The organism is Sporolactobacillus sp. PKPK-6 (assembly GCF_056678885.1).
Genome location: NZ_JBWXPA010000001.1, coordinates 94,693 through 115,179, shown reverse-complemented (window position 1 = coordinate 115,179; position 20,487 = coordinate 94,693). Strand labels below are relative to the sequence as shown.

At 42.8% G+C, this 20,487-nt stretch carries 23 protein-coding genes and 1 riboswitch; all 23 genes read right to left on the bottom strand.

Annotated elements, in window-relative coordinates; all coding sequences use genetic code 11:
* Window positions 1-126: 126 nt before the first annotated feature.
* A complete protein-coding gene (locus AC1MBV_RS00625; RefSeq protein WP_255748194.1) occupies window positions 127-600 on the bottom strand; it encodes a QueT transporter family protein in 474 nt (157 codons plus the stop codon).
* A gap of 23 nt (window positions 601-623) precedes the next feature.
* Window positions 624-672, bottom strand: a riboswitch (PreQ1 riboswitch).
* Window positions 673-807: 135 nt separating this feature from the next.
* Window positions 808-1,488: a zinc metallopeptidase gene (locus AC1MBV_RS00620; RefSeq protein ID WP_255748106.1), complete on the bottom strand. Its 681-nt coding sequence runs from the start codon at window positions 1,486-1,488 to the stop codon at window positions 808-810.
* A gap of 174 nt (window positions 1,489-1,662) precedes the next feature.
* Entirely contained in the window at window positions 1,663-2,451 is a 789-nt protein-coding gene (locus AC1MBV_RS00615; RefSeq protein ID WP_480947322.1) for a sporulation protein YpjB, read from the bottom strand.
* A gap of 102 nt (window positions 2,452-2,553) precedes the next feature.
* Window positions 2,554-3,099 carry a YpiB family protein gene (locus AC1MBV_RS00610; RefSeq protein ID WP_255748103.1) on the bottom strand — a complete coding sequence of 182 codons (546 nt, stop codon included), beginning with the start codon at window positions 3,097-3,099 and terminating at the stop codon, window positions 2,554-2,556.
* Between the two features lie 63 nt (window positions 3,100-3,162).
* Complete coding sequence (locus AC1MBV_RS00605; RefSeq protein WP_480947321.1) at window positions 3,163-4,419, bottom strand: tetratricopeptide repeat protein; 1,257 nt, start codon at window positions 4,417-4,419, stop codon at window positions 3,163-3,165.
* Window positions 4,420-4,609: 190 nt separating this feature from the next.
* On the bottom strand, window positions 4,610-5,428 hold the full coding sequence (trpA, locus tag AC1MBV_RS00600) for a tryptophan synthase subunit alpha (RefSeq protein WP_255748100.1): 819 nt from the start codon (window positions 5,426-5,428) through the stop codon (window positions 4,610-4,612).
* On the bottom strand, window positions 5,425-6,594 hold the full coding sequence (gene trpB, locus AC1MBV_RS00595; protein WP_255748192.1) for a tryptophan synthase subunit beta: 1,170 nt from the start codon (window positions 6,592-6,594) through the stop codon (window positions 5,425-5,427). The genes trpA and trpB overlap by 4 nt, the downstream gene beginning before the upstream one ends.
* Before the next feature lie 52 nt (window positions 6,595-6,646).
* Window positions 6,647-7,297 carry a phosphoribosylanthranilate isomerase gene (locus tag AC1MBV_RS00590; RefSeq protein WP_255748098.1) on the bottom strand — a complete coding sequence of 217 codons (651 nt, stop codon included), beginning with the start codon at window positions 7,295-7,297 and terminating at the stop codon, window positions 6,647-6,649.
* Complete coding sequence (trpC, locus tag AC1MBV_RS00585; protein WP_255748190.1) at window positions 7,278-8,063, bottom strand: indole-3-glycerol phosphate synthase TrpC; 786 nt, start codon at window positions 8,061-8,063, stop codon at window positions 7,278-7,280. The genes AC1MBV_RS00590 and trpC overlap by 20 nt, the downstream gene beginning before the upstream one ends.
* Window positions 8,064-8,067: 4 nt before the next feature.
* Window positions 8,068-9,093 (bottom strand): anthranilate phosphoribosyltransferase, encoded by a 1,026-nt coding sequence (gene trpD / locus AC1MBV_RS00580; RefSeq protein ID WP_255748096.1) that lies wholly within the window; start codon window positions 9,091-9,093, stop codon window positions 8,068-8,070.
* A 301-nt stretch (window positions 9,094-9,394) separates the two neighbouring features.
* Window positions 9,395-10,186, bottom strand: a complete 792-nt coding sequence (locus tag AC1MBV_RS00575) for a CheR family methyltransferase (RefSeq protein WP_255748094.1) — start codon at window positions 10,184-10,186, stop codon at window positions 9,395-9,397.
* Window positions 10,187-10,226: 40 nt separating this feature from the next.
* A complete protein-coding gene (ndk, locus tag AC1MBV_RS00570; RefSeq protein WP_255748092.1) occupies window positions 10,227-10,649 on the bottom strand; it encodes a nucleoside-diphosphate kinase in 423 nt (140 codons plus the stop codon).
* Between the two features lie 98 nt (window positions 10,650-10,747).
* Window positions 10,748-11,716: a polyprenyl synthetase family protein gene (locus AC1MBV_RS00565; RefSeq protein WP_255748188.1), complete on the bottom strand. Its 969-nt coding sequence runs from the start codon at window positions 11,714-11,716 to the stop codon at window positions 10,748-10,750.
* A 57-nt stretch (window positions 11,717-11,773) separates the two neighbouring features.
* Entirely contained in the window at window positions 11,774-12,493 is a 720-nt protein-coding gene (locus AC1MBV_RS00560; protein WP_255748186.1) for a demethylmenaquinone methyltransferase, read from the bottom strand.
* A gap of 5 nt (window positions 12,494-12,498) precedes the next feature.
* Window positions 12,499-13,293 (bottom strand): heptaprenyl diphosphate synthase component 1, encoded by a 795-nt coding sequence (locus tag AC1MBV_RS00555; RefSeq protein WP_255748090.1) that lies wholly within the window; start codon window positions 13,291-13,293, stop codon window positions 12,499-12,501.
* Between the two features lie 54 nt (window positions 13,294-13,347).
* Window positions 13,348-13,578, bottom strand: coding sequence for a trp RNA-binding attenuation protein MtrB (mtrB, locus tag AC1MBV_RS00550; protein WP_255748089.1), 231 nt, complete (start codon window positions 13,576-13,578; stop codon window positions 13,348-13,350).
* 28 nt (window positions 13,579-13,606) lie between these two features.
* Entirely contained in the window at window positions 13,607-14,170 is a 564-nt protein-coding gene (gene folE / locus AC1MBV_RS00545) for a GTP cyclohydrolase I FolE (RefSeq protein ID WP_255748087.1), read from the bottom strand.
* A 471-nt stretch (window positions 14,171-14,641) separates the two neighbouring features.
* The gene (locus AC1MBV_RS00540; RefSeq protein WP_023510384.1) at window positions 14,642-14,914 is read right to left on the bottom strand and encodes an HU family DNA-binding protein; all 273 of its coding nucleotides are present in this window, start codon (window positions 14,912-14,914) and stop codon (window positions 14,642-14,644) included.
* 290 nt (window positions 14,915-15,204) lie between these two features.
* Window positions 15,205-16,692 carry a stage IV sporulation protein A gene (spoIVA, locus tag AC1MBV_RS00535; protein WP_255748086.1) on the bottom strand — a complete coding sequence of 496 codons (1,488 nt, stop codon included), beginning with the start codon at window positions 16,690-16,692 and terminating at the stop codon, window positions 15,205-15,207.
* A gap of 341 nt (window positions 16,693-17,033) precedes the next feature.
* The gene (locus AC1MBV_RS00530) at window positions 17,034-17,297 is read right to left on the bottom strand and encodes a stage VI sporulation protein F (RefSeq protein WP_255748084.1); all 264 of its coding nucleotides are present in this window, start codon (window positions 17,295-17,297) and stop codon (window positions 17,034-17,036) included.
* A 61-nt stretch (window positions 17,298-17,358) separates the two neighbouring features.
* A complete protein-coding gene (locus AC1MBV_RS00525) occupies window positions 17,359-18,405 on the bottom strand; it encodes an NAD(P)H-dependent glycerol-3-phosphate dehydrogenase (RefSeq protein ID WP_255748082.1) in 1,047 nt (348 codons plus the stop codon).
* Window positions 18,406-18,452: 47 nt separating this feature from the next.
* On the bottom strand, window positions 18,453-19,055 hold the full coding sequence (plsY, locus tag AC1MBV_RS00520; protein WP_255748080.1) for a glycerol-3-phosphate 1-O-acyltransferase PlsY: 603 nt from the start codon (window positions 19,053-19,055) through the stop codon (window positions 18,453-18,455).
* Window positions 19,056-19,072: 17 nt separating this feature from the next.
* Window positions 19,073-20,389 carry a ribosome biogenesis GTPase Der gene (der, locus tag AC1MBV_RS00515; protein ID WP_255748078.1) on the bottom strand — a complete coding sequence of 439 codons (1,317 nt, stop codon included), beginning with the start codon at window positions 20,387-20,389 and terminating at the stop codon, window positions 19,073-19,075.
* Window positions 20,390-20,487: the final 98 nt, after the last annotated feature.

Sequence of the window (20,487 nt, the reverse complement as noted above, 5' to 3'; positions counted from 1 at the left end):
TTTCACTATTTAGGCTTGAAATGAACGGCTTTCTTCGCAAGAGCATTATGACAAGGATTATGTCGTTCGCCAATTACTTAGCAAAAAAACATCCGAGTGATTATCGGATGCTTTTTTTGTTTTTATTCAAATCAATTTTTCAAATGGAATACGGCGACTGATCGCATACATAATCGGAGCACCAATTAACATTACGGCACACTCGCCAATTGCAACCGTAAGCCATGTCCATAGAAACGGCAAATGAAATACGATTGACAGTTCCCATGCAATAAGGCACATGGTTAGTGTAAACACACCCGTATTGACCAGCATTCGCGCCCAAATATTCTTTACAAATTTGGAAACGACAATTGTAATTAAAAGCGCTAAAATCGATTGTCCCGTGCCGAAGATCAAGTCGTATGGGAGCAGCGGAGAAAAAAATAAATTACCGATGAATACACCGCAAATAATTCCCCAAAAGTACTTCTTGTTAAACACGATGAAATGGTTCAGCATCTCAGCGATTCTGAATTGAACAGCAGAGAAACTGATCGGCTGCAGAAAAAAAGTAAGCACGATATACAACGCTGCTAAAATGGCATTAACTGCCAACATTCTAATTGTCTTCAAACAAAAACTCCTCCTTAGTTTTTTGATAAACGTGGGATGGTTTCGAACCACGTGAGCATACGCTCAAACTACTCTATTGTAATATAAAACAATCCTTTGTCAATTTTATTTTCTCGTACTTTAGAAAAACGCAAAAAAACCGCGGCCTCATTAAAGGCGGCGGCCAATCATTTATTCGTTTACTTAATGTATTTACTCTTCGCGATTAGACATTGTAATCATCAGAATGAAACGAATGAGTTCCATCAAAGATACCAGTGCCGCGGCGACATAAGTCATAGCCGCTGCTGAAAGAACTTTTTTCGCTTGTTTTTGTTCATCCTCTTGAACGATGCCTAATGAAACAATCTGTTTCAAAGCCCGCCCGGATGCATCAAATTCAACCGGAAGCGTAACCAACTGGAAGAGAACTGCAGCAGCAAAGAATAGAACACCGATCGAAGCCAGCTGCATCATACCGAGGAATACGCCTGCCAAGATAAGAATATAGGACAAATTCGATCCTAAGTTGGCAACAGGAACAAGTGCACTGCGAACCCGCATAAATGTATAGTCCTTAGCATCTTGAATCGCGTGTCCCACTTCATGGGCGGCCACAGCCGTTCCGGCTATTGAAGCACCATGATAGATATCTGTTGATAAATTAACCGACTTGTCTCGCGGATCATAGTGATCCGTCAAGGAACCGGCAACCTCTCTTACCGTTACATCGTAAAGACCATTGGCATCTAAAATGCGTCTTGCCGTTTCAGCTCCGGTCATACCGGTTGAATTACCGACTTCAGAATAACGTGAGTACGTCGAACGGACACGCATCTGCGCCCAAATAGGGATCAGCATTAACACGCCTAAATAAATCAGGTATTGAATCATGCTCATTCCTCCAAAACTGATCATTTGAGAATGTTCAGAACCGAGACAACATACCAAAACATGCGCAATCAACCTTTCAACGCAATCATTAAGCCGTTGTCGATTTCGATGAACAAACTTCTTTATAGTCAATTTTAGTCAAACTTTGATTGTTTGTCAAAAAATTAAACCTTATTACCTCACATGTTCCCGGCGCAAATGTTCTCCCATATAACGGCGCCATGACGCATAGGCAAGCACACAAACAATAATCCCGCCAATAATTGTGGCTAATCCCACCATACTTTCCTCGTGATTCTGCGAAGATTGATCAAATACATTATTCAATTCGCGATCAATCCCATTCAATTGTCGAATTCTAGTGCTCGTTTTTAAGCTTTTCTCCCGTTGATCACTGAATGAATTGATTTGCTTATTGACTAGATTTACCACATCTGTTTGGCCGTTGATAACCATCGCCGGATAAACAACCGCATATTTATCTAGAAATTCGTTAAGATAATATTGAAAACGTTCATTATCCTTATTATTAAGTGCGGATTTCATTTTAGACACCGGTGCAGTAACTGCAGAATGCAAATTTTTCCATAAAGGTTTTCCATCCGGCGCAAGAGCATCAAAAACCAGTCGAAGTGAGACTGCAGCATCGGTAATTTCACGTTGATTTTCACCTGAATTGGCCATCAGAACCTTTAATTTGGCAATAGCTGTGTTTATAACTCGCTGATCTTTTTCTGAATAGTTCTGCGGTGAACGATTCCATTCCTTACTTAATTCATTGAGCAAACTGTACGCTGCAGTATCTTGATTTGCATCTGTATACTGAAATACGCGATCAGATAAATTGATTAAGTCTTCTGTATGATTTTTAGCAGCTTTTGTGTCATTTTCTGATCGTCCTTGTACAGGAAAACCGATAAAAAGAATGAAGGAAATAAATATGGCAACCAGCTTCGCATTCATTGCTTGTCCTCCTTTTAACTCCTAGTAATGACTATATGAGTCTTGGGACAAGAGTAGACCGCTAAAGCTGCTTGCCAACAAATTTTTCATTTGACAATTTGCTTACCTTTGATATTTTTGCAATTGGTTTAATTGTTTGGACAACAGATAAAATTGATCTTGGTTCCCCTGATCAAGCGCCTCATTAATTGCCTTATTCAACCGATCGGCAATAAAATTTCGTTCCGCTTCAACAGCCGCGCAATTTGCCATTTCCCCATATTTTTCATGTACATCTACAGGGTTATTCGGGTTTTCTTCCAAAACGGAAAAATAGATTGGAGAGCGGCGTACCGTTTCAATGTCCAGCTCCATGTAAATATCTTCTTCTTGGTTCATACGCAAATCATGAAACGCTTTCTCAGGATCATTGGTTTCAACAGTTGTTTTTACATAACGAAATATAGGGCGTCCATTATCAGGACATCCAATCGTGATCGAGCGGCTGACACGCGCCACTTCATCAACAATATGGATCAAACCAAGCAATTTATCGTTGCTCATCAGATAATGAAGCAGCCAAATAATTTCTCGGTTAGTTAGCAAATGACGATCTAAAATCCAACGAAGAAACGTTTTCTTCTGTCCATTTGATACCGTCTGTTCCATTTTGCCGTACCCTCCTGTCCCGCTTTCGCATTCATCAGTCTTTATAATGGATATATTCGCTGTTTAACCTAATTCATCCTGCTTAATTCGCTCAACAAATGAAGCGAGATCTTGGTTTTCCGGACTTAACTGTGACGCCTTTTCTAACAAAGCCAAACCCTCCCGCTGCTTACCTGTCTCTCTTAAGAATTCGCCGTACTCCTGCAGAAACTCGGGATTGTTCGAAAAAGCTGTTTGACACCTTTTGTATAGATCAGCCGCTTTTTTTATGTCATCGGTTTGATTATATGCTGTGGCAAGGAACCAGATGAGTGTTGGATCATCACTTTCAACAGATGAAAGCAAATCGATAACCGCATCATAATCCTCTGCCTGCACATTTAATTCTGCCAGATGCGTTAATGCGTCCATATTTTCCGGATTCTGCTCCAGACACTTTCTGAAGTATTCCGCCGCTTTTTCTTTTTCATGCATTTTAGCTGCTAATATTCCTGCGGATTCATACAATCTTTCATTATATTCATCCTGTTCAATGCCCGCCTCAATAGACTCCATTGCCTTATCCAGCTGTCCCTCATGCTCATAGGCCTCTGCCAGCACCGTATAAAGTGTACTGTAACCCGGATCCATTGTCTTTAAAGTCTCCAGTGCTTTGATGGCCTTACGATGCTTGTGAATCTGCATTGCTGTAATGGCCAGCCCAAATAAACCATCGAGTGTTTTCTCCTTCTTTAACCCAAGCTCGTACTCCTGTATGGACGATTCAAAATTGCCGCTCAAACTCAGTGCTTCCGCAAGTTTCAAATGAACATTCTGATCCGAAAGCTCCTTATTATCCTTTACCTCGATGAAGCAATCCACTGCCTTGCTTGCCTCGCCAATCGATAAATAAAGTTCACCAAGAGCGAGAATCAGAATCGGCTGATGCGGTGAAAATTTTAGCGCACCGAGAAGCTTGTGTTCTGCAACCTCATCAAGACCTTCAAGTTGATAAAGGTCGGCAAGCATCACCTGCGCACTCAAAAAATTTTCATCTAATGGATGAATTCGCTGCAAATATTGAATGGCCGTCGATTCGTCATTTTTATCAATCAAGAGTTCGGAAAGCTGCAAAATAAGTTCGCTATCATTCGGATAGCGCTTAAGCAGTCCCTCATACGTTTTCTGAGCATCATCCAAAAATCCGTATTGCTGAAAAACTGACGCTGCACCAAATTGTGTTCGATCGTCTCCATTTAAAACAAGATCATGAAGCAGCTTAATTCCTTCTTCAGTTTGTCCACTATCTAATAATGCGGTCGCTGTTTCTAAAGTACGCATGCTTTAATTCCTCCCCAAAAAACCGAACAATAACCTACTTTAGCCATCATAATCAACTTTCATGCCGACTTCAAGAAGGACTAACTGTGATTGCACATTTTCATATATATAAGGGCAGAGGAAGAAAGGATAATTAGAGTAAAAAAACCTTGACAGCTTCATGCAGTCAAGGCTTGAATTCTTCCTCAAATCATTTATTTACAGGCACAAACAGTTTCTCACAAAGCAGCCTGCGTATTTGATCAACAGCACTGGAACGAGTACCTGAGTCGGCTAATTCTATCGTATACCGCCCAATTAACGTTACAATTGCGCTTCCTACGATAAAACCATCGGCATGATTTTTGAGTTCTTCTACCTGCTCAGAAGATGAAATACCAAAACCAACAGCAATGGGCAGCTCGCTTACCTTTTTCACACGTTTGAGAAATGGAAACACATCCGGATGAAAGCTTTTTCTCATCCCGGTAACGCCGAGTGATGACACGCAGTAAATAAAGCCTTGCGCCTCATTACAAATCATGCTCAGCCTGCGATCAGATGTTGTTGGTGCGACAAGCGAGATCAGGCTCATATCTTGCTTGCGGCATGTATCCGCAAGCAGCCGGCTCTCCTCATAAGGGAGATCAGGAACAAGCAGCCCGTCAACTCCAATAGTTTTTGCCTGTTGAAAAAAGACATCAACCCCGAATTGCAGGAGTACATTGGCATAGGTGAAAATGATAACCGGAATTTTTAGTCCTTGTCGGCGCATCATTTTAACGAGTGCCATTGCATCAAACAGTGTTTCGCCGTGGCTGAGTGCGCGTTTTGAGGCTTCCTGAATTACAGGCCCATCCGCCAAGGGATCTGAGTAAGGAATACCAAGCTCAAGTGCGTTCGCTCCGATTGATTGAAGCATGAGCGCAATCTGAACGGTTGATTCATTATCAGGATCTCCGGCGGTGATAAATGGAATGAACAGCATGCCTTTATCTTTTTTTATATACTCACGCATCCTGGCTGTCATTGGTGGTCACCACCGTTTTCTTCATCCATCACATGCAGTATTGTCTGCACATCCTTATCTCCGCGTCCGGAAAGACAGACAAGTACATTTTGATCGTGTTTCATTGCTTTTGCTCGTTTCATTGCCAAAGCGAGCCCATGTGCACTTTCTAGTGCGGGCAGAATGCCTTCGAATTTAGATAATTTAATGAGTGCGTCAACCGCTTCGTCATCTGTGATCGCCTCATAGGTCACACGTCCTGATTGATATAGATAGGCGTGTTCAGGACCAATACCCGGGTAGTCCAATCCAGCTGAAATAGAATAGGGCTCGGTAATCTGCCCATTTTGATCCTGAAGAAGATATGTTTTCATGCCATGAACAATACCGATGCTTCCCTTAGTCAGTGTAGCCGCATGGGCATCGGTATTAATCCCCTTGCCTCCTGCCTCTGCACCAAATAATTGAACAGAATCTTTGAGAAAAGCGGTGAATAATCCCATAGCATTGCTTCCTCCGCCGACACAGGCAAAAGCGGCGTCAGGCAGTTTGCCAATTTTATCGATCATCTGGGACCTTGCTTCATCGCCGATTATTCTCTGAAAATCGCGGACAATCATCGGATAAGGATGGGGTCCCACAACCGAACCGTCAATGTAAGCTGTGTCCTCAACGTTTGCTGCCCAATAACGAAGCACTTCATTGACCGCATCCTTCAACGTTCCATTTCCCGAATGAACGGGAACAACTTCTGCACCCAGCAGTTTCATCCGGAATACATTAAGCGCCTGACGCTCCACATCGACAGCACCCATAAAAACCTTGCAGGGCATTCCGAAATACGCGGCAACCGTAGCAGAGGCTACTCCATGCTGACCGGCACCGGTCTCTGCGATTATCTTCTTTTTCCCCATTCTGCGCGCGAGTAATGCCTGCCCAACAGCATTATTGATTTTATGAGCCCCGGTGTGATTCAAATCCTCCCGTTTCAAAAAAATACGAGCTCCACCGATTAGATTGCTCAATCGTTCACAATAGGTCACGGGTGTCGGTCTGCCGGAATACTCATGGAGAATTCGATGGTAATCGTTTAAAAATGAGGGGTCATCAATTGCTTCTTTAAAGCCTTGTTCAAGTTCCAAAACTGCGTGCATCAATGTCTCTGGGACATATCGTCCGCCAAACATTCCATAGCGCCCATTTTCATCAGTTCTGTATTTTTCCTCCAACTGCGGCTGCCTAATCACCGTAACACACCTTCTCTTCAATTTTTCGTATTAATGCTCTGTCTTTACGATGTTCTCTTTCAATACCTGATGCGATATCAATCCCAATTGGATGATAGGTCAACAGTTCAGAAATATTTTCTGAGGTAACTCCCCCAGCGACAAAGCATGGGACATGCTGATGATCTGCTTCACGCATATATTCCGGTATGCTCGCCCAATCAAACGATAAACCGGTGCCGCCAAGCTGCCCCTTTACTTTCGTATCAATAACAAATCCATCCACAATATTCTGGTAGCATCGCATCATGTAACCTGTCATTTTATCGTGATGAAGGGCCTTCCATATCGGCAGCTTTATTACACTTTTAATCGAAGCGACTTGTTCAGGCGATTCCTGCCCGTGAAGCTGGATAAGATCTAGTGGAACTTCCTGCAGGACCAAATTCATCTTTTCAAGTGAATCATCAGCAAAAACGCCGACTAATTTCTTGCCGATCGTAGGTCCAAACCGTTTAATCCAATGCGCAACCGATTTTGGACTTACTGTTCTGTTACTCCTGTCCGTAAAAATAAATCCAATAAAATCTGCTTGGCTTTCAACAGCTGCCTGCATATCTTCGAAAGATTGATTTCCGCAGAATTTAAGTAAGGGACGCGTCATGCGAAACACCTTCACCAAATAGTTCCCGGATCTTCTCTTCCGGCGAATCAGAACAGATTAGTGCCTCACCGACTAGTGCGGCATGTGCACCTTGCCTTAGAAGATAACAAATATCCTGTGCCTTGCGGACTCCGGATTCGCTGATCATGACCGCTCCCTTTGGAACAGCAGCAGCTACCTCTTTTGTTACAGACAACCTAGTCTCAAATGTCCTTAAATTACGATTATTAATACCGATGATCTCCGGAGTAAATACTTTGAGAAGAGGATCTAATTCACTCACACTGTGCACCTCCACCAATGATTCCATGCCGTGTTCTTTTGCTGCCAAATAAAACTCATGGAGTTTCATTGGATCAAGAGCTGCAGCAATCAAAAGAATGGCGTCTGCACCGCAGCGAGCGGATTCCTCAATCTGCCTTTCGTCAATGATAAAATCTTTACGCAGGACCGGCAGTTGAACCTTCGCCTTTACAGCTTTTAAGTTCTCAATTGATCCATGAAAATAGGTATGGTCAGTGAGTACACTGATCGCGTCAGCACCTGCGTGAGCATAGACTTCGGCAACATCTTCTGCCACAATACGGCGCGCAAAAACACCTTTCGATGGTGATGCCTGCTTCACTTCAGCAATTAACCCCAATTTGTGATTTGGATGCGTCAGAGCTGTTTTCAGAGAATAATGAATGGCTGAATTTGTATTTTTTTCCGGCATCGAAAAAACGGCGAGTTCTTCCGTCTTTGTCTTCACTATTTTATCGAGAATAGATTCAGGCATGAGCTGCCTCCGTCGTTTGCTGACGCATCAGATTCAGCTGATCGAGCGCTGCACCAGAATTAATCGCTTCCTGAGCTTCATGAACACCTTCGGCAATTGAACGTGTTTTGCCTGAGACATAAAGTCCTGCGCCGGCATTTAGCAAGACAGCATCAGCTGCCGTTTGATTTTTCCTGCTGCCTGCAAATATCGTTTCAATTAATTCCGCACTTTCTTTCGGATTTTTGACTCGGATATCCGCAACACTTCCGGCAGAGAGACCAACATCTTCCGGCGTCAAAGAAAAGGTTCGAATCGTTCCGTTTTCAATAAGAAACGCATTCGTACGTCCGGCAATGGTCAGTTCATCCATCCCATCTTCGCCGGTTACTACCAGCGTCCGCTGTGTTCCTAGCTTCACTATAGTCTGGGCATAGCGTTCGGCAAGGTCTCCGCTATATACCCCGAGAAGCTGACATTCAGCGCCAGCCGGATTCGTCAATGGTCCGAGTTGATTAAAAATGGTTCGGAAACCAAGTGCCTTGCGAGGTTCAATGGCATATTTCATTGATGCATGATAGAGCGGTGCAAATAAAAAGCACATATGTGTTTGATCAAGCAGTTCAGACGCGTATTCTGGCGTTGATCGGATATCAATCCCCAACGCTTCCAATGCATCGGCAGCTCCGCTGGTCGAGGAAACAGATCGGTTACCATGTTTGGCAACATAGATACCAAGAGAAGAAAGCACGAGTGCAGCCGCTGTTGAAATATTAAAGGTTGCGGAACCGTCTCCCCCTGTTCCAACGATGTCAATGAGCGGTTGCTTATAGTGAAGCGGTTTGGCATGGGCACGCATGCTGCGCACTGAACCCGCCAATTCATCAACGGTCTCTCCTCTCATACTGAGAAGGGATAAATAAGCGGCTATTTGGCTTGAAGAAGCCTTTCCTTCCATGATTTCATCCATCATTTCTGCGGCTTCCTGTTCTGAAAGCTGCTTTCCTGTTACTAAATCCTTCAATGTTTCTTTGAACATGGGCTCCACTCCTCTTTTTGAGGAATGAGCGGGTGTGAGTTGCTTAGAGGGGAATGGATATAAAAAAATCCAAGGAAAAACAATAAACCCCACAGGAAGCCCTGTAGGGTGTGGCAGCAATAGTTATAAACCCTCAGCTCTTCTCAACTGTGCTCATTCTCTTTTCTCATCTCAAAAACCTTGGCCGATCGCGCCCTCCGGCTCAATCCGACCTTTACAAATTAATAACTTCATAACGTAAATTCATCATAGTCAACTTGTTTGTAACTGTCAACTGTAAATAAATAATAAATTTGAATAATCAACGTTCATTTGCTGTTTTTTGATAAAAAAAGGTTTCTGTCGAACGCAAATGATATGCAGCGGGGCTGAATATTTGTTCTGTACTTCCAACAAACAGAGTACCATCTGGCTTTAAGGAGTTGCTCAACTTTTGATAGATCGTCTTTTTACCTTCTTCAGTGAAATAAATGAGCACATTTCGACAAACAATGATATCAAATTGACCAGGGCTCGGGTCTAAGAGCAGGTCGTGCTTCATAAAGGACACCGTCTGTTTCAGATCGTCCTCCACTTCAAAGAGCAGACCTTTTTTTGAAAAATGCCGTCGTTCATCATCAGTTAAGGCCTCAATTGCCTGCTCCAAATATGTGCCTTGACTCGCCGTGTTTAAAACTTTCTGATCTATATCCGTGGCAATAATTGAAAATGTATTCTTAGACATATATTTGCTGCAAAGAATCGCCAATGAATATGGCTCTTCTCCTGTCGAACATGCAGCACTCCAAACACTCAGTTGTTTCTTTTCAGATGCTAGATTGCGAATTTTATTTTCGAGAATGTCCCATCTAGAACGGTTTCTGAAAAATTCGGTCACATTGATCGTCATCCGGCTCAGTATCTCGTCAAGCAGTTGCTTATTCTCCCTCAATTGATGTGCATAGGCCACAAAGGAAGGAATCTCTCTTCTTAATCGAAGCGAATTCAGACGGCGTTTCATTTGTTCTTCTTTATATAGAGACAAATTGATACCTGTGAGCTGAAAAAACAAGCTTTTAAACTGCTCGTAATCTTGCTCTACTACCTCGCTCATTGTTTAATCTCCTCAATCAAACCCTGATTCATTTTTCCACTTATTCATGACTTACAAATTCATCCGCTTGAAAAAAGAGATTAATTTCTCGATCTGCATTTTCAGGTGAATCTGATCCATGAATAACATTTCGATTCATACGTGTGGCATAATCTCCACGAATTGTTCCTGGTGCTGCCTTTTCAGGATCAGTGGAACCCATCATGAATCGCGAGAGCTTAATAATGTCCTCACCTTGCCAAACCATAGCAAACACCGGACCGGAAGTCATAAATGTCGTCAGGTCTGTGTAATACGGCCTTCCTTCATGTTCATAATAATGCTTCTTGACCAATTCGTCGGATATAACCATGAGTTTGCCGGCAATCATTTTAAAGCCTTTTGCCTCAAACCGTGCAATAATATTTCCAATCAATCCTCTTCTAACAGCATCTGGTTTAATCATTAAAAATGTGCGTTCCATTATCATCAGGCTCCCTAAACTTAGAATTAGCATCGCAATCGCATGAACCGTTGTGCATCAAAATGTTACAAATGCAGACTCACTTGCAGCTTATTTGATTAATAGTTTCTTGTCCCAATATAATCCGCTATTTCTTTTAATGAGTGAGTCACACGCAATTGCGGCAACTGTTCCAAGATTGCTCTTGCTTTGCTTAAATAAGCATCACTCAAATGCTCCGAATCTTGTATCGCTCCGCAATTGCGAATGGAATATATGACTGAATCCCATTCTGACTGCTCCGGATTTTCTCTCTCCAGAACATGCAAAATAGCGTCTCGCATTCCATATTTATGCAACGCAAAGAATGTAGGCAATGTGATATTCCCGTTCCGCAAATCACCGCCCGCCGGTTTTCCCAATTGTTTCTCAGTCCCAACGATATCAAGAATATCATCAGTCATTTGGTAGCTCATTCCTAAATAATAGCCAAAATAGTAGAGGCTTAATCCTACCTTCGAAGAGCATCCCGAAGCTAGGGCTCCTAACTGGCAGCTGAGCGCCATCAGCAAAGCAGTTTTTCTTTTGATTCTTCTGAGATAAATGCGCAAATTTTGTTTCCAGTTATACAATTCTTTAATTTGATCGATTTCACCAAGGCTTAAATCACGAATGACTCGCGATATACTCAAATGAATTTCATGATTATCAAAATCAGAAATTAATTCAATCGCTTTAGCAAAAATAAAATCTCCGGTAAACATCGCCACTCGATTATCCCATTGTGCTTTAACCGTTGGTTTTCCGCGTCGAAGATCCGAATCATCAACGACATCATCATGAACGAGAGAAGCCATATGAATCAATTCAAGCATGACAGCCGAGTTCATCACTTCTTCACGTGAAGGATCGCCGTATTGCGCGCAGAGCAGTGTCAGTAACGGGCGAATACGCTTCCCCCCTGCTCTGAGCAAGTCAAGTGAAGCTTCGTTCAGAATGGGATGAGGTGCCATAAGCACCGATTCCAATCGACCTTCAATCTGTTTTAAGTTACTTTTCTGTTCCTTGTAAATTCGGGTCAGGGTCATCTCTTTCACCTTTCGTTACCGCTCATTATGCAAACAAATTATTGCTAAAAAAAGCAATTACTCGTGATCCAGTGGTTTGGTTCCCTTATGGATTGCAGCAATGCCACCCATTAATGAGCATACCGATATATTTTCAAAACCGGCTTTTCGGAAGAGTTCAGTTAATGTTTTCTGATCAGGGAATTTTGATGCAGACTCATTTAGCCACGCATATTCTTTATAGCTACCGGCAAATATTTTTCCAAGAAGCGGCATAATAAATCGAAAATAAAAAAAGTACAGCTGCCTGTATATCGGTATTTTAGTTTGTGATGTTTCGAGGCAGACAAGACTGCCGCCAGGACGCAAAACACGATTGATCTCCTTTAACACAGTCAAATAATCGGGAACATTTCTGAGACCGAATCCGATCGTTGCTCGATCAAATGATGCATTTTCATAAGGGATAGCCATCGCATCGCCATTTACAAGTTTGACGTTCTCAAGTTGACTTGATTCTTTTTTATGCTCGGCAATTTGCAACATATTATCGCTGAAATCAAGACCGACAACGCTTCCTTGAGATCCCACTATCTTTGCCATTGAGATCGCCCAGTCGCCGGTCCCACAACAAACATCAATAACTCGATCTCCTTCATTTGCTGCGACAATCCGATCCGCTTTTTGCCGCCACACCTTATGACGATTAAAACTAATTAATGAATTCATCGCGTCATAGTTCTTATAGATCTTTTGAAAGACACGGTGAACCTTCTCATGTTTCTCTTCCTGCTCCATCATCATTAATAAGTCCCTTCTCCAACACCTTCAGCCATTCGGCTGAGTTGATCGCGCAAATAATCAATGATCTGCATCAGCCATTCTGAATGATTTTCCTGCCTGTCCAGAGCATGAATCAAATGTGCCGCTTTATTCTTAATTTCTTGATCAAGCTTGACGGTCAGTGTCTCGACACTGCCTAGAACGGCTTGCGAAAAATAGCTGGTTCGTTCGCAATTCCCATGCGCTTTTCTTTCAATGACAAGCCTTTTTATTAAAAAAAAGGCATTTAAGTAAGGAATAATAGGCGCTTGACCGAGTTGGCGGGCAATCTTCTCTACAAGAGCGCTCTCAATTTTCATCACAGCTTCCAATGTTTCAGACCAATTCAGACGTGTTTTTGAATAAAAAAACGCACATTTATGTATATTGAACGTTTGGATCGCCTGCGCCACCCATTTGACAACCTCCATATTCGATTGGCGCGCAAGTGAATAATAATATAGTGCACTGTAAAAATCTCCGGATAGTACAGTCAGTTGTCTCTTCTTTGTTGCTTTTATGTCAGAACATTTTTCAATCGTCATCGTCTCATGGGTGTTCAAGCCAATTTCCGCTACCATAACGCTCTTAGCATGGGCACCGGCGTTCAGCGTTGATTCTTGTTGGCGAAACAACAAATAATAAATCATGAGTTTATCCCGATCAATTATCGGTTCCGGTAAAATTGTTTTTACGTAATCATGATTTAATTCGTTTCGAAGTTGATGATAGATTAGGTCTAGCTCCTCATTTAGCGACAATTCAGTACCCCCCATGCAAATAATCACCACAAGATTTGTCCTCACTCCAAATGGTGATGACCTTGTTGATCATTCCGATGTGATTGTGCCGTGCTTTGTTTGTATGGTTGCTTTACCGTGTACTTTAATTGCCGAAGTGTGCTCTGTAAATTGTGCGATCATTACTTCACCTTTGTCGAGCTTTTCCGTATGAAAAAACCGTGTTTCCGCACCGCGAGTCAGCCCAATGACATTGACACCGTCTGCTTCTGCTTTAATAACAAAATAATCGCCCAATACTTCTTCATTCCTTAGTTCCATGATCCATTCCTCACTTTTTCATTTGGAATTAATGGTTAATTAATGACATCGCTTCTGCTCGAGCGGTTGAATCCTTTTGGAAAACGCCGCGCACAGCCGAAGTAATCGTTCGTGCCCCAGGCTTTTTTACTCCCCGCATCGTCATGCACATATGTTCCGCTTCAATGACAACAATAACGCCATAAGGACGAAGCGTTTCCACGATACTGTTTGCTACTTCTGTTGTCAGCCTCTCTTGAAGCTGTGGGCGTTTCGCAACTGCTTCAACTGCTCTGGCAAGCTTGCTCAGCCCGGTCACTCGTCCGCCTCTTGGTATGTATCCCACATGAGCCTTACCGAAAAAAGGAACCAAATGATGCTCGCACATTGAATAGAAGGGAATATCCTTCACTAAAACGAGTTCTTCATGAGCTTCATCAAATGTTTTCGATAAGTATTCTTTCGGATCCTGCTGCAATCCTTGAAAAATTTCTTCGTACATGCGCGCCACTCGTTGAGGCGTCTCAATAAGACCGCTCCGATCCGGATTCTCGCCAATTGCTTCAAGAATCATTCGCACAGCCTTCTCTATTTTTTCATGATCCACGTTCACTGAAATTTGCCTCCCAATCTATCCTGCCCGTCGCACCTAATCATAAACTAAACGCCTCTTGATGCTTTCACCATAGAATCATAAAGCCGTTTTGTATTAGTAAAGTTTACAAAAAAAGAAACAGTGGAGACACAGCATAATCAACTTCAACATTCCTGTAGTGTATCCGCTTCTGCCTTTGTTCATGTTCGCCTGTGTCAGAATTCCTAAGTAAACATAAATCACTTGTCCTAGTAAAAAATTTTAGCATAGGCAAACATAAAAATAAAGGAAAGTCGTCCTTACTTGATCTTATTTATTCTCATTTAACCGTGAATGTTTTATGCGGCTCCATTCATTTTTTATCCCTTTCAACACGAAGAGGTCCTGTTAACTTCTGCAGAATCATGTAAAGTTAGCATCTTGTGTAGCAAAAAGAGCCATCCAAAACGGATGGCTCTTTCGTACTTACGTCCTATGTATCGTCTCAGATCATTGGACGGCTTCTTTCAATGCTTTACCAGGCTTAAATGCTGGAACTTTGCTTGCACTGATTTCGATCTCTTCGCCCGTTTGAGGATTGCGGCCTTTGCGAGCAGAACGTTCGCGAACCTCAAAGTTGCCAAATCCGATTAATTGAACCTTGCTTCCACTTTTCAAAGCATCGGCAATCGTTGACAGGACAGAATCAACCGCTTTTGTAGCATCTTTTTTGGATAATTCAGCAGATTCTGCAACCGCAGTAATCAATTCAGTCTTATTCAACACTTTCACCTCCTTAAAAAGGAATAACTCCTTTTTGCGCTGGATGAAACATCAACAACGCTTATAATATACGATGTGATGGAAGAATTCAACAGCTTTTATAAAAATATTGCCATATTCACGCGTTTTTAACCGTTTCTTGAAGAAAAAAGAGCATTTTTGCTTCTTATTCGCTTATTGAAAATAAAATCCGTCAAAAGTCAATAGATTCGCGCCTTCCAGCCCGTAAATAAACAAAAAGAAAAAGACCCCATTTGGGATCTAGAATTTCACTCATTTCGGAAAGGATCTCACAAAATGATGGCGATTAAGCCCCCGGATCCTTCGTTAATGATGCGTTCCAACGTTTCTTTTAATTTGTATCGAGCATTCTCAGGCATCAATGCCAGCTTCGCTGAGATGCCTTCACGGACGATGGAATTCAATGAGCGGCCGAAAATATCGGAATTCCAAATCGAGAGCGGATCATCCTCAAAATCTTGCATGAGATAGCGTACCAATTCTTCACTCTGTTTTTCAGTACCAATAATCGGCGCAAATTCAGACTCTACATCGACTTTGATCATATGAATTGAAGGCGCAACCGCCTTGAGCCGAACTCCAAAACGTGATCCCTGTTTAATAATCTCAGGCTCATCAAGACTCATATCGCTGATTGATGGTGCCGCAATACCGTAACCGGTCTGTTTCACCATCTTCAACGCATCGGCTACTTGATCATACTCTCGTTTTGCATGGGCAAAATCCTGCATCAGTTGAAGCAAGTGATCTTTCCCACGAATTTCGACGCCAACGACCTCTTTCAGCACCTGATCATAGAGATTATCCGGAGCAAACAAATCAATCTCGGCGGTTCCTTTCCCCATTTCAATCCCTGATAGCTGAGCGTTCTCAATGAAATCATATTGTCCGAAAGTTCCAACGACACGATCAACGTCGCGCAAACGCTTAATATCTTTAACGGTTTCTTTAACCGCGTCCTCATAGCTCTTGCGCAGCCAGTGTTCATCATTCAGAACCATAACCCAGCTCGGCAGATTTACGTTGACTTCCAGAACTGGAAATTCAAACAATGCTTCGCGCAAAATGTTATTGATATCGTGTTCCGTCATGTTCTCAACACTTTGAGCAAGCACGGGGATATCATACTTCTCCGAAAGTTCCTTGCGCAATGCTTCTGTCTCCGGATGATAAGGGTGCGTTGAGTTGACGATGAGAATAAATGGTTTACCCACTTCTTTCAATTCATCAACAATACGTTCCTCAGATTCAACATAATCCTCACGTCCGATTTCACCGATTGAACCGTCAGTTGTAACGACAACGCCCAAAGTAGAATGTTCCTGAATGACTTTGCGCGTCCCAATTTCTGCCGCCTCTTGAAATGGAATCGGTTCATCATACCATGGTGTGTGTACCATGCGTGGGCCGTTTTCATCTTCGAACCCCTTTGCTCCTTTAACCGCGTAGCCAACGCAGTCAACCACACGAATGTTGACGTCAAGTCCGTCTTCCACACTCACTTTAACTGCATGATTAGGAATAAATTTGGGCTCGGTCGTCATGATTTGCTTTCCTGCGGCACTTTGAGGCAATTCATCTTTTGCACGAACGCGATCTGCCTCATCCTCAATATTCGGCAAAACAACGAGCTCCATAAATTTCTTAATAAATGTAGATTTTCCTGTTCGGACGGCTCCGACAACACCTAAATAAATGTCTCCCCCGGTACGTTCAGCAATGTCTTTGAAAATGTCTACTCGTTCAAGTTTTTCCAAAGTTGGCACCCTCCCGCTCCTCCTTCTGCAATAAACTACCTCGGTGATCGTTCTAAACATATGACTTTGTCCATTGATTATGCCAATAAAAATTTGATCTTCCGAAGCGATCTGTTGAAAAATGGGCCGGCAGCGCAAGTGTTTCGGCTGCCTATCTATACTAAACTATTGTCCAATAATTTTTTTATGCCATTTATGGATAAAAAAATGGAGAGAAAACGTTGCCGTTTTCTCTCCACATGACTAATTCCTTCCACGCCCTTTGCGCTCTTGCAGAATGATTGACGCACCTATACATTATGCTATTCCTACTTCGTTTGCCGCTGGCGACGGCCCAATACTTATCGTTTTGGGCCGAAAATTTTTGACAGCGATGTAAGATTGCTCGGCATATTACCCGAAGTAATGGCTTTCACAATAGCCTCTTCCTTTTCCTTTGAAACGGGTACGCCTGCTGTACTCCCAATGCGAGCAATGAGTTCTCTGACGACCTTAGGATCGCTGAAATTAGCGTTTGAAACTGAGTTGGCTATCTCCAGGATATCCTCTTTCTTCACGTTCGTCTTCTTTTCAATGTTATCAAAAAAAGGATTATTAGAATCCAATGAACGTCCTCCTTTACCCTGCATTCTTTACATAGTATGCAAGGAGGGAGTAACGTGCCACCTATTGTTCCCGTGCTATTTTTTCAGCCAGGCTTTGAGAAAGCGGCTCAATTTCATCCTTCTTATCACGATTCATCAATTCGTCAACCGCTTCTTTTGGATGCTTATCTTCAAATAATACCTGATAGATTGCAGTCGTGATCGGCATTTCTATGTTCATCTTTTTAGCTAAGGCATAAGCAGCTTCTGCTGTCCGGACACCCTCTACAACCATCCCCATCTGTTGTAATACAGTATCAAGCTTCTCACCTTTACCAAGCAAATTTCCTGCTCGCCAGTTTCTGCTGTGCACACTCGTACAGGTAACGATTAAATCACCCATGCCGGTCAGCCCTATAAATGTCAATGGATGTGCACCCATTTTCGTCCCAAGTCGGGATATCTCCGCGAGCCCACGAGTAATCAACGCAGCCTTTGCGTTATCTCCGTAACCGAGTCCGTCAAGCAAGCCTGCACCAAGTGCAATAATGTTTTTTAATGCACCGCCTATTTCTACGCCTACTGTATCTTCATTGGTATACACACGAAAATAATGATTAAAAAAGAGATCCTGTGCTTCTTGAGCAGCATTAATATTAGACGATGCAACGGCAACCGTTGTAGGATGTCTCAAGGCAACCTCTTCAGCATGGCTGGGTCCTGAAAGAACCACAACTGCTGTTCGAAGCGATGCAGGGATCTCTTCCTCAATAACCTCAGACATCCGTTTAAACGATCCCGGTTCAATACCTTTCACACCATGAACGAACAAGATTGGCTGTTCGATAATGGTACGAATCTGCTTCAATACATCACGCATTGCCTTTGCTGGAACAACAAGAAGCACAGCGGATGCATGACTAAGAGCCTCACTCAAACTATTTGTACCGCTAATTAGATCAGATAGCACAACCCCTGGCAGATACTTTTGATTTGTATGCTCGTGCAGAATTTCGTTTGCCTGCTCTTTTCTGTGGCTCCAAAGCGAAACTGTGAAACCATTATCCGCGAGTACCATCGAAAGCGCAGTACCCCAGCTTCCAGCTCCCAAAACTGCTATTTTCTTCATTGCTCTGCCTCCTCGATTCAAAGTTTACAGCGAACAACAGAAAATTCTTAAGCCTGAGCTTTCTTGTGGCCGAGTTTATTTTCCTTACCTTGAATTAACCGAACGATGTTCGCCCGATGCTGATAAAAGGCCAGGACCGTAATTAAAAAGGCCACAACTAAGACGCCTGCGGAATAGCCATGAATGATCCATCCCAATATTGGCGTAAACAAAAGGAAAAACAAAGATCCTAGCGAAACAAAACGTGTGACTGCGATAATCAAGATGGTAATGACACCTGCAATTAACGCAAAAAGCGGCATAATCATAAAAAAGACGCCAATAGTTGTTGCAACGCCCTTGCCGCCTTTAAAACCGTAATAAATAGGGAAATCATGTCCGATTATTGCCGCTAAACCGGACAGTGCCACCGCCCAGTCGGGTAAGCCAAGTAAATTGGCCATCAAAATGCAAACAACCCCTTTTAGAACGTCCAAAATCAATACCCCAACGGCAGGTCCTGTTCCCAGCACACGCATCGTATTTGTTGCGCCTGCGTTGCCGCTGCCTGTTTGGCGGATGTCAATCTTTTTAATCTTCTTTGTAATTAAGTAGCTGAAGCTGATTGATCCGATAAGATAAGAAATAATTATAGAAAACGCGATCAGCATGATTCAAACCTCTCCTCTTACTTCTCATTCTTTTTTCTTGATAATATTTTTATCGGTGTACCAATGAATCCAAAAGTCTCACGAAGCCTGTTTTCAATATGGCGCACATAAGAAAAATGCAGAAGCTCCGGATCATTGACAAACAATACGAATACTGGCGGACGAACGGCTACTTGAGTACCATAATAAATTTTCAATCGCTTACCTTTATCTGACGGTGGCGGCGTCATAGCTACCGTATCCATAATACAATCATTCAACAAACTTGTCTGCACACGCAGGCTATGGTTTTCAGCTACCTGCTCAATAACCGGCAGAATTTGATCAACACGGCTTCCGGTTAACGCAGATAGGAAAACGATCGGTGCATAGTCAATAAATTGAAACTGTTCACGAATTTTCTTCTTGAACTTGTCCATGGTCTTCCCGTCTTTTTCAACAGCATCCCATTTATTAACTACAATAACAATCGCTCGTCCTGCATCGTGCGCGTAACCGGCAATTTTTTTGTCCTGTTCGATTATTCCTTCTTCTCCGTTTATCAAAACCAAAACCACATCGGACTCTTCAATGGAACGCTGCGCTCGAAGCACGCTGTATTTTTCCGTCTTTTCATAGACACGTCCCCGGCGGCGGATACCTGCTGTATCGACAATAACAAAATTTTGACCGTTGCGTGTAAATGGAGAGTCGATCGCATCACGTGTCGTTCCCGCAATATCACTAACAATCACACGTTCCTTGCCGAGTATTGTGTTGACGAGAGACGACTTGCCCACATTAGGACGGCCGATCAAAGCAAAGCGAATAGCGCCGTCCTCTTCCGGGTTAGGCTCAGATTTCGGAAATTTATCAATCACTGCATCGAGCAAATCGCCTATGCCTTGTCCATGTGCGCATGAAATCGCATAAGGATCCCCAAGTCCTACAGAGTAGAACTCGTACATCAATTCTTTTTGCTTAAAATTATCTAACTTATTTACACCAAGAACAACAGGCTTCTTGGATCTTCTTAATAATTGGGCAACTGCTTCGTCGGCATCCGTTAATCCTGTTCGTCCATCGACCAGAAACAAGATCACATCAGATTCATCAACGGCAATTTCAGCTTGGGCGCGCATTTGCGCGAGCAGCGGCTCATCGCCAAGATCAATACCACCGGTGTCGATGACATGGAATTCATTGGTCAGCCAAGATCCGTTTCCATACAGCCTGTCTCTTGTAACGCCCGGTTTATCCTCAACAATGGCCATGCGGCCACCGACAATACGGTTGAACAGGGTAGATTTTCCGACATTAGGACGGCCGACTATAGCAATCGTAGGTTTAGACATAATGTTCCTCCTTCAAAAACTGATCATGATCGAGGTTTACTTAGGGGCAAATTTCCCCCTGGTTCCTCTGTTCTATCATCATCAATTTGTTACTCATC